At 51.9% G+C, this 16,409-nt stretch carries 13 protein-coding genes; 8 read left to right on the plus strand and 5 right to left on the minus strand.

Features of this window, described 5'->3' with window-relative positions:
- The first annotated feature begins 5 nt into the window (after positions 1-5).
- From AC2YIT_RS07015 to AC2YIT_RS07040, 6 genes are all read left to right on the plus strand, one after another.
- Positions 6-578, plus strand: a complete 573-nt coding sequence (locus AC2YIT_RS07015; protein ID WP_430847800.1) for an RNA polymerase sigma factor — start codon at positions 6-8, stop codon at positions 576-578.
- A 106-nt stretch (positions 579-684) separates the two neighbouring features.
- Positions 685-1,770, plus strand: a complete 1,086-nt coding sequence (locus AC2YIT_RS07020) for a FecR family protein (RefSeq protein WP_430847802.1) — start codon at positions 685-687, stop codon at positions 1,768-1,770.
- Between the two features lie 244 nt (positions 1,771-2,014).
- Positions 2,015-5,590: a TonB-dependent receptor gene (locus AC2YIT_RS07025; RefSeq protein WP_487278731.1), complete on the plus strand. Its 3,576-nt coding sequence runs from the start codon at positions 2,015-2,017 to the stop codon at positions 5,588-5,590.
- Positions 5,591-5,600: 10 nt separating this feature from the next.
- Positions 5,601-7,319, plus strand: coding sequence for a RagB/SusD family nutrient uptake outer membrane protein (locus tag AC2YIT_RS07030; protein ID WP_487278732.1), 1,719 nt, complete (start codon positions 5,601-5,603; stop codon positions 7,317-7,319).
- A 207-nt stretch (positions 7,320-7,526) separates the two neighbouring features.
- Entirely contained in the window at positions 7,527-10,733 is a 3,207-nt protein-coding gene (locus tag AC2YIT_RS07035) for a DUF1553 domain-containing protein (protein WP_487278733.1), read from the plus strand.
- An 11-nt stretch (positions 10,734-10,744) separates the two neighbouring features.
- The gene (locus tag AC2YIT_RS07040) at positions 10,745-12,223 is read left to right on the plus strand and encodes a DUF1501 domain-containing protein (RefSeq protein WP_487278734.1); all 1,479 of its coding nucleotides are present in this window, start codon (positions 10,745-10,747) and stop codon (positions 12,221-12,223) included.
- A gap of 59 nt (positions 12,224-12,282) precedes the next feature.
- On the opposite strand, the gene AC2YIT_RS07045 is transcribed toward AC2YIT_RS07040, so the two are convergent.
- The 5 genes from AC2YIT_RS07045 to AC2YIT_RS07065 form a co-directional block, all read right to left on the minus strand.
- Positions 12,283-12,729 (minus strand): DUF3592 domain-containing protein, encoded by a 447-nt coding sequence (locus AC2YIT_RS07045; protein ID WP_487278735.1) that lies wholly within the window; start codon positions 12,727-12,729, stop codon positions 12,283-12,285.
- Between the two features lie 12 nt (positions 12,730-12,741).
- On the minus strand, positions 12,742-13,092 hold the full coding sequence (locus tag AC2YIT_RS07050; protein ID WP_487278736.1) for a hypothetical protein: 351 nt from the start codon (positions 13,090-13,092) through the stop codon (positions 12,742-12,744).
- 11 nt (positions 13,093-13,103) lie between these two features.
- On the minus strand, positions 13,104-13,508 hold the full coding sequence (locus AC2YIT_RS07055) for a hypothetical protein (protein ID WP_487278737.1): 405 nt from the start codon (positions 13,506-13,508) through the stop codon (positions 13,104-13,106).
- A gap of 2 nt (positions 13,509-13,510) precedes the next feature.
- Positions 13,511-14,011, minus strand: coding sequence for a DUF4468 domain-containing protein (locus AC2YIT_RS07060; RefSeq protein ID WP_487278738.1), 501 nt, complete (start codon positions 14,009-14,011; stop codon positions 13,511-13,513).
- Positions 14,012-14,171: 160 nt separating this feature from the next.
- Positions 14,172-15,143, minus strand: a complete 972-nt coding sequence (locus AC2YIT_RS07065; RefSeq protein WP_430847820.1) for a GlxA family transcriptional regulator — start codon at positions 15,141-15,143, stop codon at positions 14,172-14,174.
- Between the two features lie 180 nt (positions 15,144-15,323).
- Here AC2YIT_RS07065 and AC2YIT_RS07070 point away from each other — a divergent pair, with 180 nt between their 5' ends.
- Positions 15,324-15,815, plus strand: coding sequence for a VOC family protein (locus AC2YIT_RS07070; protein ID WP_430847822.1), 492 nt, complete (start codon positions 15,324-15,326; stop codon positions 15,813-15,815).
- Between the two features lie 8 nt (positions 15,816-15,823).
- Positions 15,824-16,234: a VOC family protein gene (locus AC2YIT_RS07075; RefSeq protein WP_430847824.1), complete on the plus strand. Its 411-nt coding sequence runs from the start codon at positions 15,824-15,826 to the stop codon at positions 16,232-16,234.
- Positions 16,235-16,409: the final 175 nt, after the last annotated feature.

The following is a 16,409-nucleotide window of genomic DNA, read 5'->3' on the forward strand; positions in this document are numbered from 1 at the left end:
GACCGATGGAGCAGGACCTCGAACGTTGGAAGAAATTCAAAAACGGCGATGCCGCCGTTTTTGAGGAGATGATCCGGGGCGAGTTCCGTGCGCTGTTCGAATATGGTTCCCGGTTTATCCATGACCGTGACACGCTGAACGATTGTATTCATGATCTTTTTGCCTCACTCTGGGACCGCCGCCGCTTCCTCACCGATACCGACAGAATCCGGCCTTATTTGCTGAAAAGCCTTCGTAACCGGCTGCTGAAAGAGATCGAGCGTACGCATGGACTTACCCCGTTTGAAAGTTGGCATGAAGGCCAGGAAGCTGAGGAAGACATCGAAAGCCGGCTGATCTCGACCGAAACTGACGAACGCCGAAAGCAACAGATCGGAACGGTATTGTATTCGCTGACACCCCGCCAGCGTGAAATCATCCACCTTAAATTCTTCGAAGGCCTGTCACATGAGCAGATCGCGGCGGTGCTCGATATTTCCCGGCCTGCTGTGGCGAACCTGCTCTCGCAAGCGTTACGGCTCTTCCGCGACAAGTGGCACACCATTCTGCCTTCATTTTTTCTGATTTTATGTGCCTGAATATCAAAGAATTGATTCTTTGTCGAAAGATTTTTTATTTTTTTCGATGATGATTCCCGCATTTGCCGATTATCCTCCCTGTAAACACACCTAATGGTGTTTTGTTATGAAATATTATAAAGATTACGATCTGGAAGACTTCCTGCAAGACGATAGTTTCCGTCGGTGGGTTGTTGGCGAAGCCGATGCGACCGAAGGGCTTTGGGAAGAGATCGTACGCCTCTATCCCGATAAAAAAGTGATTATGCAGCAAGCCCGGGAACTGATCACGACCTGGCGCGAGCATGCAGCCATTGTAACCGACCAGCAGCTGGAAGACCAGGTGCAGCGGATCCTGCATACGACGCAGGCAGGCGCCGAAGAGCCGATGCAACGCGTGCTATGGCGGAAATGGCTTTCCGTGGCTGCGGTGGCAACGTTGGTATTGGGCCTGGGCGGAGCTTTTTGGTGGAAAAACGGCCAAACAATGAATGGTTCCGTCCGCCGGACTGCCTATGCGCCGGAGTCGTCGAAGGCCTTGCGGGAGGTGATCAATACGACGGGCAAGGCAATGCGCGTGGGGCTGCCGGATGGCAGTAAGGTAAGCCTCGCACCTGCGGGCAGGATCAGTTATGCGGCAGATTTCATCTATGACAAGAAGCGGGAGGTATTCTTGTCCGGGGAGGCGTTTTTCGATGTAAGGAAGGATCCGCAGAACCCGTTTTTTGTGTATGCCAACGGTTTGGTAACCAGGGTGCTGGGAACCAGTTTTCTGGTTAAAGCCACCGACACAAATGTGGAAGTACTCGTAAGAAGCGGAAGAGTGTCGGTTTTGCCTTTGAAGGACATTGAAAATCCCACCGAGCGCAACACGGAACTGCTTCTCACGCCCAACCAGCAGGCGATATTTTCGGTGAAGGATAATGTGGTTTCCAAATCCATCACCAATATGCCGCTCGAACTCATCAAGCCTGACCCGGGAGCGGGATTTGTGTTTGAGAATCAGCCGGTGAGCAAGGTATTCTCTGCATTGGAGACGGTGTATGGTATCCCGATCGTGTACGACGCCGCGGTGATGGAGAACTGTTCGCTGCGCGTGGAGCTGAGCAACGAGCCCTTCTTCACCAAACTCGATATCATCACCCAGACCCTCGGAGCGGCCTACCGCGTCAGCGACGGCCAGGTCGTCATTTCGAGTGAAGGTTGCAGATAACAAAATAGTTTTTACCTGCCTATTCATCCTAAACCCTTAACATATGATTAAACTCCGATTGTAGAAAGCAAAAAAGCCGGGAACGGGTCCAGCGTTTCCGGCTCTGAAAATTCCCCAGATTTTAAGCGAAACTTAAATCTCCCAAAACGGGAGAGAGGAAGGTCTTTGTCGTTTGTGAACACCCAAAAACCATCGTAAAAGTATGAAAAAAAATAGTTTACCATTTAAATATTTGGTAGCTGCGATGAAAGTTACATGCATACCATTTCTGGTGTCCCTCTTCTTTCAAAGCCTGGCCCTTGCCAACGACGGCGTCGCCCAGGAAATCCTGAACCGGGAGGTCACGCTTCAAGTCAGGCAGCAAGACCTTAAACAGGTGCTGACGACGCTTGAAAAGAATGCCAAAGTCAGGTTTTCATACATCCCCTCCCTGATATCGAACCAGAAAGTAACCGTGGAGGCTTCAAACCAGAAGCTCAGCAAGGTGTTGAAGGAGCTGTTGGGGCCATTACAAATCCATTACTCCGTATCGGGCAACTACATTATCCTGATCCGCAAACCCGACGAGTCGTTTTCCGACGCTCCGAAGCTGCTCGAACCGGTACCGCTGCCGTACCTGCACCGGGTGGACATCGGGGTGAAAGGCAAGGTTACCGGCTCCGATAACAAGGAAGGCCTGCCGGGCGTGAGCGTGGTCGTGAAGGGCACGCAGCAAGGCGCTATTACCGGCGGCGACGGGAGCTTCGAATTGGTCGTGCCCGACGAGAAGGCAGTGCTGGTATTTAGCTTCGTGGGTTATGTGTCCCAGGAAATCCCGGTTGTAAACCGCTCGGTGATCAATGTCGCGCTCGATCCGGACATCAAGGCGCTGAGTGAAGTAGTCGTGACGGGCTATACGACGCAGTCGCGCAGGGATATTACCGGGTCGGTGAGCGTGATCGATGCCGAAAAGCTGCTTTCTGTACCTGCCACCAACCTCGCGCAGCAGTTGCAGGGGCGCGCCGCGGGCGTGACCGTGGGCACGGATAATACGCCGGGCGGGGGCGTGGCCGTGCGTGTGCGCGGGTATGGAACGCTCGGGAACAATGATCCGCTTTACATTATCGACGGAGTACCTACGAAAGGGAACCTCAATACGATCAATCAGAATGATATTGAGTCGATACAGATATTAAAGGATGCATCGTCGGCCTCGATCTATGGCTCGCGCGCGGCGAACGGTGTGGTGATTATCACTACCAAAAGGGGCAAATCCGGTGTGCCGAAGCTCACATTCGACGCCTATTTCGGGGTACAGAAGTTGGCCAAAACAATGGATTTGCTCAACACACAGGAATATGGCGAATACCTCTGGCAGAGCAAGAAGAATGCCAACGTGGTGAACCCTAATACGGGTAACCCGGAGCATTCGCAATATGGCAATGGCCCCACGCCGGTAATTCCGGATTACATTATTCCCGATGGCGCTGCGGAAGGCGATCCGCGGGTAAACCCAGCCAATTACAGTTACGACCGATATACCGACCCTCAGTTTGGCAAAACCAAATTCTCTATTACCAAGGCTAACAAGAAAGGTACCGACTGGATGCGCGAGGTTTTCGACGATGCACCCATTCAGAATTACCAGCTCGGTGTTTCGGGTGGGTCCGAGGTGAGCCGGTATTCGTTTTCAGCCAATTATTTTAACCAAACGGGCATTTTGCTTTACAATGGCTATAAACGCTATTCCGTCCGGGCGAATACCGAGTTTACCATTAAAAAGAAGCTCCGGATAGGAGAGAATTTGCAGGTTGCCTACGGACGTCGCCAGGGCAATTACGGTAATAACAGCGAAACGAGCCAGGTTTCGAATACCTACCGCGCACAGCCGATTATCCCGGTGTACGACATTGGCGGCAATTTCGCAGGTACCCTGGGCAGCAACCTCGGAAATGCGAACAACCCCGTAGGCCAGCTCGTGCGTAACAAGGACAATGGTTATAAAGACCTCCGGTTGTTTGGCAATGCGTATGCAGAGTTCGATATTTTGAAAAACCTGACGGCTAAAACGAGTTTCGGGCTCGACCTGACGGCTTCTGCCGGTAAGTATTACACGCCTGTTGAGATCGAGCTCGCCCACGGAACTAACGTGAACAGCCTGAGCGAAAACCGGGGATACGGCTATTCCTGGACCTGGACCAACACCCTTACTTATGATAAAACATTCGGCGAGATGCACCATTTGAATGCATTCGTCGGCCTGGAATCCATTGATTCCTTCGGCGATTTTGTGAATGCCTATCGCCAGGGCTTTTTTTCGAATAATATCGATCTGCGGTACATCGATGCCGGTAATCCTGCCACAGCTACCAATAGCGGTTATGCGTCTTCGTCGTGGTCGTTGTTCTCGTATTTCGGCCGTGTGGATTACGCATTCGACGACAAATACCTGCTCCAGGCCACTTTACGACGCGATGCCTCCTCGCGCTTCCAGGCAGCATCGCGCTATGCTACATTTCCGGCTGCGAGCGTGGGCTGGCGTTTATCGAAGGAAGGCTTCATGTCGGGTGTCGATTTTGTAAGTGATTTGAAGGTCCGCGCAGGTTGGGGGCAGACGGGTAATCAGGAAATCGGGGATTTTAATGCGTATTCCACCTATCAGAGCAATCCGAATAGCAGTGGGTATGGCCTTGGCAGCAGTCCGATCGGTTATATGCAGGGATTTGACCTCGGCCGTTTCGGTAATCCGAATGCCAAATGGGAGACGACCACGACGGTCAATGTGGGCATAGACGCCAATTTGTTCAAAGGTAAGTTTGACATGAGCCTCGACGTTTTCGACCGGCAGACGAAGGATTTGTTGTATACCAAAGCCTACGATCCGCGTCTGGGCGATGCCGCCATTCCCGCTCAAAACATAGCTTCCATGCAAAACAGGGGCGTAGATCTCGCCCTGAGCTATCAGGACCATGCCCTGGACGGACAGCTTAATTACAGTATTGGGGTCAATTTTTCGACATACCGTAACAAAATCATCGCCCTGGATCCCCAAAATCCGGACGATTTCCTGCCGGGTTTCTCGCTGCGTACCCCGGCGGTGACGCGCTCCATTGCCGGCCGGCCGATCTCGTCGTTCTATGGTTACATTATAGATGGTATCATGCAGAACGAGGAAGAAGTACAAAATCACGCCCGGTTCCCCGGCTACTACGATTCGAATATTTACATCGACGGCAAGCGCACGCAAGGTGTAGGCAAATTCAAGTACCGCGATGTGAATAGCGACGGGGTGATCAATGCGCAGGACCAGACTTACATCGGTAATCCACACCCGGATTTTACCTACGGCCTTAATGTGAATGTGGGCTACAAAGGCTTTGACCTCGCCATTTTCGCCCAGGGCGTGCAGGGGAACGACATTTTCAACCACGTGCGCTACTGGACCGACTTCGAGGTTTTCCAGGGCAACCGGTCTAAGAGAATGCTCTACGACTCATGGCGGCCCGATAATCCGAATGCCAAACTGCCCATTCTCGACGCGAACGACGCCCAGAGCGGCGAGCCTTCGACCTATTTCGTGGAGAACGGTTCTTACCTGCGCTTCAAGAATATCCAACTCGGTTACACTTTGCCGAAATCGGTTTTGTCCAAAATCGGCGCAGACCATCTGCGGGTTTACATTCAGGGACAAAACCTGCTGACTTTCACAAAGTATACTGGTCTGGATCCTGAAATCAACCTCCGCAACTTTAACAGCGGTTCCGATCGTCAGATCGGCGTGGACGAAGGGGTTTATCCGACGCCCAAAGCATTCATCGTAGGTATCAGTCTCGGCTTTTAAAATCAAAACCATGAAAAAGATATTCATACCGTTGCTATTGCTCCTCGCAACCTCCTGCGGCGACGATTTTCTCGAAAAGAGGCCTCAGGGACAGTATAGTCCTGATATTATCCTTACCACCTCGGGTATCGAGGGGGCGCTCGTGGGCGCCTATGCGCTGCTCGACGGCATCGGTACCAGCGGGGTTACCTCATGGCACGGTGCGGTTTCGAACTGGATTTTCGGCAGCGTCGTTTCCGATGACGCTTACAAAGGCTCCGACGCCGGTGATCAGCCGGAGCAAACTTTTCTCGAACGCTACGTATGGCTTTCGACCAATACCCACATTTACGGGAAATGGAGGACATTGTACGACGGCATTGCACGGACGAACGATGTTTTGAGATCCCTGCCCAAGGTACAGGGCCTGTCCGATCAGCGGAAAACGCAGATTATGGCCGAAGCCCGCTTCCTGCGGGGGCACTACCATTTCGAAGCCAAGAAAATGTGGGGCAACATTTCCTACCTCGATGAGCAAACCTGGGATCCCGAAAACCCGGAAAGCGTGCTGCTGCCCAATACCGAAGATGCCTGGCCGAAGATCGAAGCGGATTTCAAATTCGCGGCTGAAAACCTGCCGGTGTCGCAAACCGATCCCGGCCGTCCGACCAAAAATGCTGCGTATGCTTACCTCGGCAAATGCCATATGTTTCAGGGTTTTCCGAAAGGTCAGCCGAATGTGCAGCATCTTACGGCGGCAAAGGAAGCATTGTTGCAAGTGGTTAACAGTGGGAAGTACAAGCTGATGGAGCGTTTTCATGACAATTTCGCGGCCGAGACCCGGAATAATGCCGAATCGGTGTTCGAGGTGCAATACACAGTGACGGCAGCCGACGGCTCGGGCGGGAATGCAGGCGATGAGCTTACCTATATGTACCCGAATGGCCCAGGCGGCTGCTGCGGCTTTTTCCAGGCATCCCAAAACCTGGTAAATGCCTACAAAACCGACGAAAAGGGTTTGCCGATGATCAAGACGTTCAATGATGAGAATGTCAAGAATGATGAAGGGCTGCTTTCTTCGGCGCCGTTTGAGCCCTACACCGGCCGCCTCGATTCCCGCGTGGACTGGACGCTCGGTCGTCGGGGCATTCCCTACATCGATTGGGGCGTGCATCCGGGCCGGTTCTGGATCCGTGACCAGTCGTATGCGGGGCCTTATTCTTCCAAAAAGCAGATCGTGAGCAAGGCGGAATCCGGTAAAACAGGCAACCCGCGGCTTAGTACCAACAATTACCGGCTGATCCGCTATGATCACGTGCTCCTTTGGCTGGCAGAATGCGAAGTGGAGTTGGGCAACCTCGAAAAAGCACGCGAATACGTGAACATGATCCGCAAACGTGCCGCCAATCCGGATGGTTTCGTGAAGACGGAGGCTGGTAAAGCTGCCGCCAACTACGTGGTAGGGCTGTACAATGACCCGTGGAAAGATGCCGCCGCCGCACGCGACGCGGTGCGGTTTGAAACCCGCCTCGAATTCGCGATGGAAGGGCATCGTTTCTTCGACCTCGTCCGCTGGGGAGTGGCCGTGCAGGTGCTGAACACTTATCTGGAAAAAGAAAAGAATCTTCGCACCTATCTCAGCGGCGCCAAATTCGAAGAACGGCACCAATACTATCCAATTCCCCAGCAAGCCATTGTATATAGCACCAAAAATGGCAAAGCCACATTAACACAAAATCCTGGCTACTAGTACACTAAAATCCTCTGCCGTCGACTTAAGTCGACGGCAATTGAAGGGAAATGATTAAATTAGGATTAAGAGAATGGAGAATTGGATTGCTGGATGCTTTGTTAATTGTTCTCTGTTGTAAGCTGCCGCTGGTAATAATATTTTTTGATGATGTTGAATTCCTGGTTTAAATATTGTTTGTTGGTCCCCGCAGCCGGATACTTTTTAATGTCTTGTGACAAAAAGGTCGATCTGCCCGACGACGTGGCCGCTGAAATGAATACCCTGGTGGCGCCTGTCGATTATACTTACGACGTGAAGCCGATCCTGTCGGACCGCTGTTTTGCCTGTCACGGACCCGATGCCAATCACCAGAAGGCCAATTTGCGCCTCGATGTGGCCGAAGTGGCCTATAAAAAGGAAGCGGAGAGCGGTTTGAAAGCGATTAAACCCGGTAAGCCGGGAAGCAGCGAGCTCGTGTACCGAATCTTGTCGACCGACCCTGAGATGGTTATGCCCACGCCCGAGTCACATTTATCGCTTACTGCCCGCGAAAAAGCTATTCTCATCCGCTGGGTGGAAGAAGGCGCCGAGTACAAGCCGCATTGGGCATTTACCAAAGTGGAAAAACCCGCATTGCCCAAGGTAAAAAATGAAGCGTGGGTACGCAACGACATCGACCGGTTTATCCTTAAAAAGCTGGAAGACAAGAATATGAAGCCGTCGCCGGAAGCGAGCAAAACTACATTGTTGCGCCGCGTTTCGCTCGATCTGACCGGCCTGCCACCGACACCTGAGGAGGTTACCGCCTTTTTGAACGATAAATCGCCGAATGCTTACGAAAAAGCCGTCGACCGGCTGCTGGCCTCGCCGCATTATGGCGAACACATGGCAGTACCCTGGCTCGATGCCGCGCGCTATGCGGACACGCACGGGTACCAGGACGACGGCCTGCGCACTGCATGGCCGTTCCGGGATTGGGTGATCAACTCCTTTAACAAGAACCAGCCCTACGACCAGTTCGTAACATGGCAGTTGGCAGGCGATATGCTGCCGAATCCGACCCGCGATATGATGGTTGCTACGGCGTTCAACCGTATGCACCAGCAGAGCCAGGAAGGCGGTATTATCCCTGAAGAGTACCGCACGGCCTACGTTTCCGACCGTGTGGATACGTTTGGCAAGACATTCCTGGGGTTGACCGTGGAATGCGCGCGCTGCCATGACCATAAATACGACCCGATCAGCCATAAGGATTACTATTCATTGTATGCGTTTTTTAACAACAATGATGAAAACGGCCAGATCCCTTACAATGGTGAGGCGAGCCCGGCTATCACGCTGCCGACGCCCGAGGCCGACGCCAAATTGAAATTCATCCACGAGAATCTTGCCAAGGAGCGCTCGACGATGGCCGCCAATGTGGCTGTTTACGAACGCGCTTTTCAGCAATGGCTCGCCGCCGCCCGCAAGGCGCCCGAGAGGGCATTACTTCCCGAAAAAACAGATTTGATAGGCCATTTTACATTCGACGAACCGACGGGCAAGGAGTTTGCCAACCTGGCAAATCCGAAGCACAAGGCCAATGCAGAAGGCGACGACAGCCTCTCCAACGTGGCTTCCCGTGACGGCCGCATTGGTAAGGCCCGGTATATTTTCGGGGAAAACGCGGTGAGTTTTGGCGACAAGTTTGCATTCTTTGAACGCAACCAGCCATTCAGCATCAGTATCTGGCTTAATCTGCACGACCCCGCGGTGAGCGGTTCGCTGCTGCATAAATCCAACGGGGTAATGAATGGCTATCGCGGCTGGAATGTGTTCCGGGAGAAAGATGGTCGGATCCGGCTGACGATCAGCCATGTGTGGCCGGAGAATGCAATTGAAATACAGACGGTGGATAAATTCCCGATGAACAAATGGACGCAGCTAGGCTTTACCTATGATGGTTTGAGCAAAGCGGCAGGCCTGAAACTGTTCGTCAACGGTCAGCCCGTGCAGGTTACCGTGCATAATGACCATTTGACGGAGAGTATTTTGTACGGCAAAAACAAAACGAACTGGTATGTCGACAAGCTGAATATCGGCCGGTTGTCGGATCAGCGGACGAAGAATTTCGAGATCGACGAATTCCGGATTTATACCAGGGCCATCAGCGCGCTGGAAATGCAGGGTTTGTTTACATTGAAAAATGAATTGCTGACGGCATTGAAAACCCCGCCGTTGCAACTAAAACCGGCACAGCTTGCTTCTTTGAGGGATTATTACCTGACTAATATTGACGCCGGATACAAAAAGCAACTGGCGGCGAGCCGCGCATTGATCGGCGAGGAAACGGAGATTATGGATAAGCAGATCGATGTGATGGTGATGAAAGAGCGAAAATATCCGCGCAAGACCTTCATTCTCAATCGCGGCGCGTACGACGCACCGGGCAAACCGGTCACCATGGATACGCCGGATGCATTCTTTAAAATACCGAAAGACTATCCGCGAAACCGCCTGGGTTTGGCTAAATGGCTGCTCGATAAGGACCATCCGCTGTTCACGCGGGTAACTGTTAACAGGTTCTGGATGATGTATTTTGGAAAAGGGATCGTGATTTCCAGCGACGATTATGGAAACCAGGGCGAGCTGCCGACTCATCCCGAGCTCCTCGATTACCTGGCAGCGCGCTTCCGTGAATCAGGCTGGAATGTGAAGGCAATGCAAAAGCTGATCGTCACTTCGGCTACTTATCGCCAGTCTTCCAAAATCGAACCTGCTATGAAAGACGTCGATCCGGATAACCGGCTTTACGCGCGTGGCCCCAGCTACCGCATGAGCGCGGAACAGATCCGTGATAATGCATTGGCATCGAGCGGCTTGCTTACGCGCAGGATAGGGGGCAAGAGCGCATATCCGTACCAGCCGGCGGGCCTTTGGGAAGCGCTGGCGACACGTAACGAGGTCACTTACAAACAACAGCATGGTGATTCGCTTTACCGGAGAAGTCTTTATACGATCTGGAAACGCAGCTCGCCACCACCAATGATGCTTAACTTCGATGCGGCTGAAAGGCATTTTTGTATAACCAAGCGACAGAAAACCAGTACGCCGTTGCAGGCATTGGTGGTCATGAACGACCCGCAATTCGTGGAGGCATCGCGTGTGCTGGCGCAGCAAATGCTGAAAAACGGCAAATCCATCGACGAACAGATCGATTATGCATTTACCGCGCTGACGAGCCGCCTGCCGGACACGAAAGAGAAAATGGTGCTGAAAGCGCTGTACGACGAGGAATTGAAGGATTTTAGTCAGAATCCTAAACGGATGAAGTCGATCCTGGCCGTGGGTGAATACCCGCTTGATAAAACCCTGAATCCCGCGCAGCTTGCAGCAGGAACCATTGTAGCGAGCACGGTAATGAATTTTGATGAATTTTTGATCAAGCGATAACCAGCAAAGTAATGAGCCTTTACAGAGAACTTGAAAACCATGTCCATGAACAATTGAGCAGGCGTAATTTTCTATCGAAAACGAGTCTGGGACTGGGTGCGGCAGCGATGGCATCGCTTTTGAATGCAGACAATTCGTTGGCTAAAAAGGTAGGAGAAAAGGGAGCCGAAGCCGCCGGGCTGCCGATCGGGCACCCGCATTTCCCTCCGAAAGCCAAGCGTGTTATTTACTTGTTCCAAAGCGGCGCGCCCTCGCAGCTCGAACTGTTCGACTACAAGCCTAAACTGGAAGAAATGTGGGGAAAGGATCTCCCCGAATCAGTGCGGAAGGGGCAACGCCTGACGGGTATGACAGCCGGACAGAGCAGTTTTCCGCTGGCCGCTTCGAAATACAAATTCCAGCGGTACGGGGATAACGATATGATGATCAGTGAACTGATGCCTTACACCTCGGGCATTGTGAACGATGTTACGTTCATCCGCTCGATGTTTACCGAGGCCATTAATCACGACCCGGCCGTCACGTTTTTCCAAACAGGCAGCCAACAGGGCGGCAGACCTTCATGGGGATCGTGGGTGAGCTACGGGCTGGGCTCCGATAACCAGAATATGCCTTCGTTCGTGGTGCTGCTTTCCAAAGGCCGCAGCGGCGACCAGCCATTGTATGCCAAGCTATGGAGTAATGGTTTTTTGCCGTCCATTCACCAGGGCGTGGTGTTCCGTTCCGGCCCGGACCCTGTTTTTTACCTCAATAATCCGGAGGGAATTGACCGTACCAGTCGCAGGCGCATGCTGAATTCGCTCGCGAAACTGCAACAAGGACAGTTCGAAAAATTGCTTGACCCGGAGATCAACTACCGGATGGCGCAGTATGAGATGGCCTACCGCATGCAAACGGCCGTGCCCGAAACCATGGATATTTCCAAAGAGCCGGATTATATTTTCGATATGTATGGTGAAGACTCCCGCAAGCCCGGTACGTTCGCGGCTAACTGCGTGTTGGCTCGGAAGCTGATCGAAAAGGATGTGAAATTCGTGCAGCTGTATCACCAGGGCTGGGACCAGCACGGTAACCTTCCGAATGACATCAAGATCATGGCCAAAAGCGTAGACCAGGCTTCGGCCGCATTGATCAACGATTTGAAACAACGCGGCTTGCTGGATGAGACCCTGGTGGTCTGGGGCGGCGAATTTGGCCGCGGTGCTTATTCACAAGGCAAACTGACCCGCGACAACTACGGCCGCGATCACCACCCGCGCAGCTTTTCAATATGGATGGCCGGCGCAGGTGTGAAAAAAGGATTCGTGTACGGTGAAACCGACGATTTTGGTTATAACATTATCAAAGATCCCGTGCACGTGCATGATTTCCAGGCAACTGTCATGCATTTGATGGGCATCGATCACGAGCAGCTGATATTCAAGCATCAGGGGCGGCGGTACCGTCTTACCGACGTCCACGGCAAAGTGGTAAAGCCGCTTTTGGCTTAGTGAATGACATACAACAACAAGAAAGGACGTCCACGAAGGCGTCCTTTCTTGTTGTTGTATCAATTGAAAAGCCAGCGAAATATCGCTTTCACAGCCGAGCCGACGTACCAGATCGAAAACAGCCAGAACATAGCGCCCATTCCGGCAAATACATATACAAAAAGGTAATTGCCTTTTAAATGCACATTATCGGGGTCTTTCGGGTCGTAGTATAATGTCACTTCTTCTCCAATCTGGTATTCGGGCGGGTTGCGGGCTTCCGAGCTGTGAAAAACGTGCGGAGTGCCGTCCCTTTTGATGTATCGGATCGATGGTGCCAGGGGATATTCACGTGGTTTCAAACGGTGCAGGTCGATCACGGTGCCTTTGGCTTCAATGCCGTTCTCAATCAGGTTGCGGCTATTGCGGTAGATTGAAAACGATATCACGGCAAACACTGCACCGATCGTAAAGAAGAGCAGAACGAACAGTTCAAAGCCTGGTACCCCTTTGCTGGTAGTTTCCATGGTTCCGAAATGTTAGAGCCAGCGATAGATCTCCTGCAAACTGCCCTCGAATTCCCGTGGCGGCTTGTTCATCGAATTTGCAAACGAGTAGCTGCCTCGTACGGCCTTGCCGGTGCCGGCTTTGAGGTCGAGGACCAGATCACAATATTCGCGGCCCGGGTACAAGCGCGTTTTGAGTTCGACGGTGTTATCGTCGATCCACTTGGCTTCGTCGCAGCTCCAGGTAGAGGGCATATCGAATATCATCTGGTTGGTAGCAACCTTTATAATGGCAGGTTCGGTGATCCAATGGCTCATGCGCACTTCGTAGGCGCCGAAGCGGACAGTGTAGGTATTTTGCGGAGAAGGGACTTCGTCGACCATTTGCTTTAATATTAAGACCTGAATTTGATGTAAAGACTCACGCCGATCATGCCGAGGAAAAGGAAGATAACCCCGAAAATCACCAGCATCATCCATAATGTCCCTACGCCCGAGTTCCGGGAATCGTGGTAGTCGATGGCGGCGCAAAATGCGGTCGCGAGAGAGGTTATTCCCACCAAACCGGCGATGCCTATGCGCAGCATGGACCAGCCCAGTCCCATTGGCGACCAACGGAGCGGCAAAAACGAGAGAACAATCGCCGCGAAGAGTACGTACCAGGCGAGGCTTTCGAGCCGGATGTTACCTGCTTCGGTAGCGGGCCGGTTGGGCGCAACGAGCAATAACGTCAGTCCGTACATCACCAGCCAGGAAAGTTCGGGACCAAGGAGAAACGTAGTAATGCGGTTGGTGTTCATGTTCAGAACGGCTTGTAGTCCTTCACATTCGATTGCAAATCGGCGAGTAATGCTTTGAGTTTGGCATCGAGCTCCGTAGCGGCGGCTTTGTTTTCGTTTTTCTGGCTGAAAACTTCCAGAGGGACAGAACGTCCGGCGTTTCCGTCCAGATATTCAACATTGGCCAGCGAAGCGCGGTATTTGCGGTTGGCGCATTCAACGGAAAGTACATAGTTGAATCTGTAAACACCACCCGCACTGTTTTCCGACCGTGGAATCGTGATGGTAATGTGCCCCTGCGTCACCAGGTCGCCCGTTTCCTTGTCGTCGACCAGGGTCTTATTGTCCGGCGCCGACTGGCTCACCCACAGGCGGGCGCGTCTGAAAATATCAATCAGGGAAACGCTGCCGCAGTCGACGGTTTCAGTGTAGGCGATTTTACTGGTCATAGCTGGTACAATGGAATGTGCGTGCGCAGAACCTATCATGCAGGCGAGCACGATGATCAAAATGGATTTTGACATGACGATAAATTGGTTCGATTTTTAAATTGGCGGTGCAAAAGTGCGCATTTGGAAAAGAGCGAGCAAATAAAATGAGCTACCGGTAAATCATTGTTTTGTGTTGAAAAACAAATGATTAGCGCAATGCCGTTCGATAAAAAAAGCGGCTTGCGGGCCGCTCTTAATTATCCTTGCTGTATTTGTTCCGGTATTCAATAGGTGTCAGGCCCGTGACCTTTTTGAAAACGTCCCTGAATGCCTTCGTATCGGTATAACCCACATCGTACATCACCTCGGTCACGTTCTTACGCGATACCTCGAAGCTGCGCTTGGCCGCCTCCACGCGCACGCGGCGCACGTACTCGTTGATGGTATTGTTGGTGGCATTCTTGAAGCGCCGCTCGAAGCTGCGGCGGCTCACGCTGGCAATATCGGCGAGTTCTACGATCGTCAGTTTTTCGGTGTAGTTCTTTTCGATATAATCCTGCGCGGCGAGGATACCGTCGTCGTTGTGGTTTTTCTGGCCTTTGAAAATCGTGAAGGCGCGCTGGTTGTCGCGATCGATGTCGATGGCGAAGTATTTGGCCGCCAGGATGGCAATATCGCGGCTTGTGTATTTTTCGAGAATATAGATCAGCAGGTTCCAGATCGAATTGGCACCGCCGCTCGAATATACCTTCCCTTCGTCGGTGATGATGGTACCATCCACGACTTCGATTTGCGGGTATATTTCTTTAAATTCTTCATAATAAGCCCAGTGCGTGGAGCATTTTTTGCCGTCCAGCAGGCCGGTAGCGCCCAGCAGAAACGCCCCGAGGCATAGCGATGCGATTTCTGAACCTTTTTCACGCATTTCAAGCATCCACGGAATGGCAGGCCTGTCGAGCTCCACTGACTCGCGCAGGTTACCGCATAATGCGGGGATGATCACGAGGTCGGTTTTATCTACTTCGCTCAGCAGCTTGTTGATACGAATGGTATATTCGCCATCCTGGGCTTTGATATCGTGGTTCAATCCTACAAATTCCACATTGAATTTGGGCTCTTTCCCTGATGCCCTCAAAAAATCATTGGCCGTGTTGAAAAGCCGGTAAGCAGGAGAAACCGCTTCGATGTAGGAGCACTGGGGGACATATACCGAGATATGTTTCATGACGATTTTGGATTTAGAAGACGTAAATATAGAAAAATATTCAGTTGGCATTTTTACCCCTTTGGTTAGGCGCTTTTACACCCCTTTTATTTTCCTATAACCCGCGACATTTGTAATGTCAATCATCAGCAAACTAAAAACCGTTTTTATCCAAACCATTCACCTTCAACAATCCAAACAATGAGCGAATTGTCAACCACACAAGGCATTATCCCGTTTCTCTGGTACAATGGCCAGGCAGAGGAAGCGATGAACCTGTACACCAGCCTCTTCCCGAATTCACGGATCAAACAGCTGAAAAGATGGGGCGAAGGCAGCCACATGCCAGCCGACCAGGTCATGATGGGTGTCATCGAGATCAACGGTCTTACGTTACATCTGTTCGACGCCGGGCCGATGTTCAAGTTCACGGAGGCGGTTTCCTTTTTTGTCACTTGCAAGGACCAGCAAGAAATCGATCATTACTGGAACACACTCACCGCCGACGGCGGCCAGGAAAGCCAATGCGGCTGGCTCAAAGACAAATTCGGGCTATCGTGGCAGATCGTCCCCGCCATGCTGACCGAGCGGTTGACCAACGGTGATCCAAAACGCGCGGGACAAATGTTTCAGGCAGTAATGGGCATGCAGAAACTCGATATTGCTGAAATGGAACGCGCTTATAATCAATAAAATATAAAATGGCGATATACCCCTTCCTTACCTTCAACGGCAATTGCAAAGAGGCGATGCGTTTCTACCAATCGTGCTTCGGGGGGGAGCTGCACTTCACATACCTGGGCGATACGCCCGGCGGGAAGCAGTTTCCTCAGGAAATCAGGCAGCTGGTATTGCACGCGAGCCTGGTGTCGGAGCACGTCCGGCTTTTTGCATCCGACCTGGGCGGTGAGGAAGGGGTAGCTTCCGGTAACAGTATTTCGCTGTGGATCAGCATTACGGCTCCGGAGCAGTTGCAATCGGTGTTCAGGAAACTGGCGCGCAACGGCGAAGTGACCGCACCACTTTCCGCTGGTATCCTCCGGGGCCAATGGGCCACACTCACAGACCGTTATGCGGTGCAGTGGATTTTTTCGGCGGCCAATGCTTCCTGAATTTTGAATGAGTGAGTGACTGAATGATTGAATTTTGAATGAGTGAATGTGTAAATAATTTTAATGGGTGAATTTTGATAGAACTAATATTCCATAGAAATTCACCGACCGAAGATTGCTAATAGAACCATTTATTCAATCATTCGGTCATTCAATCATTCACTCATTACATTTC

The organism is Dyadobacter sp. SRI_021 (assembly GCF_057586235.1).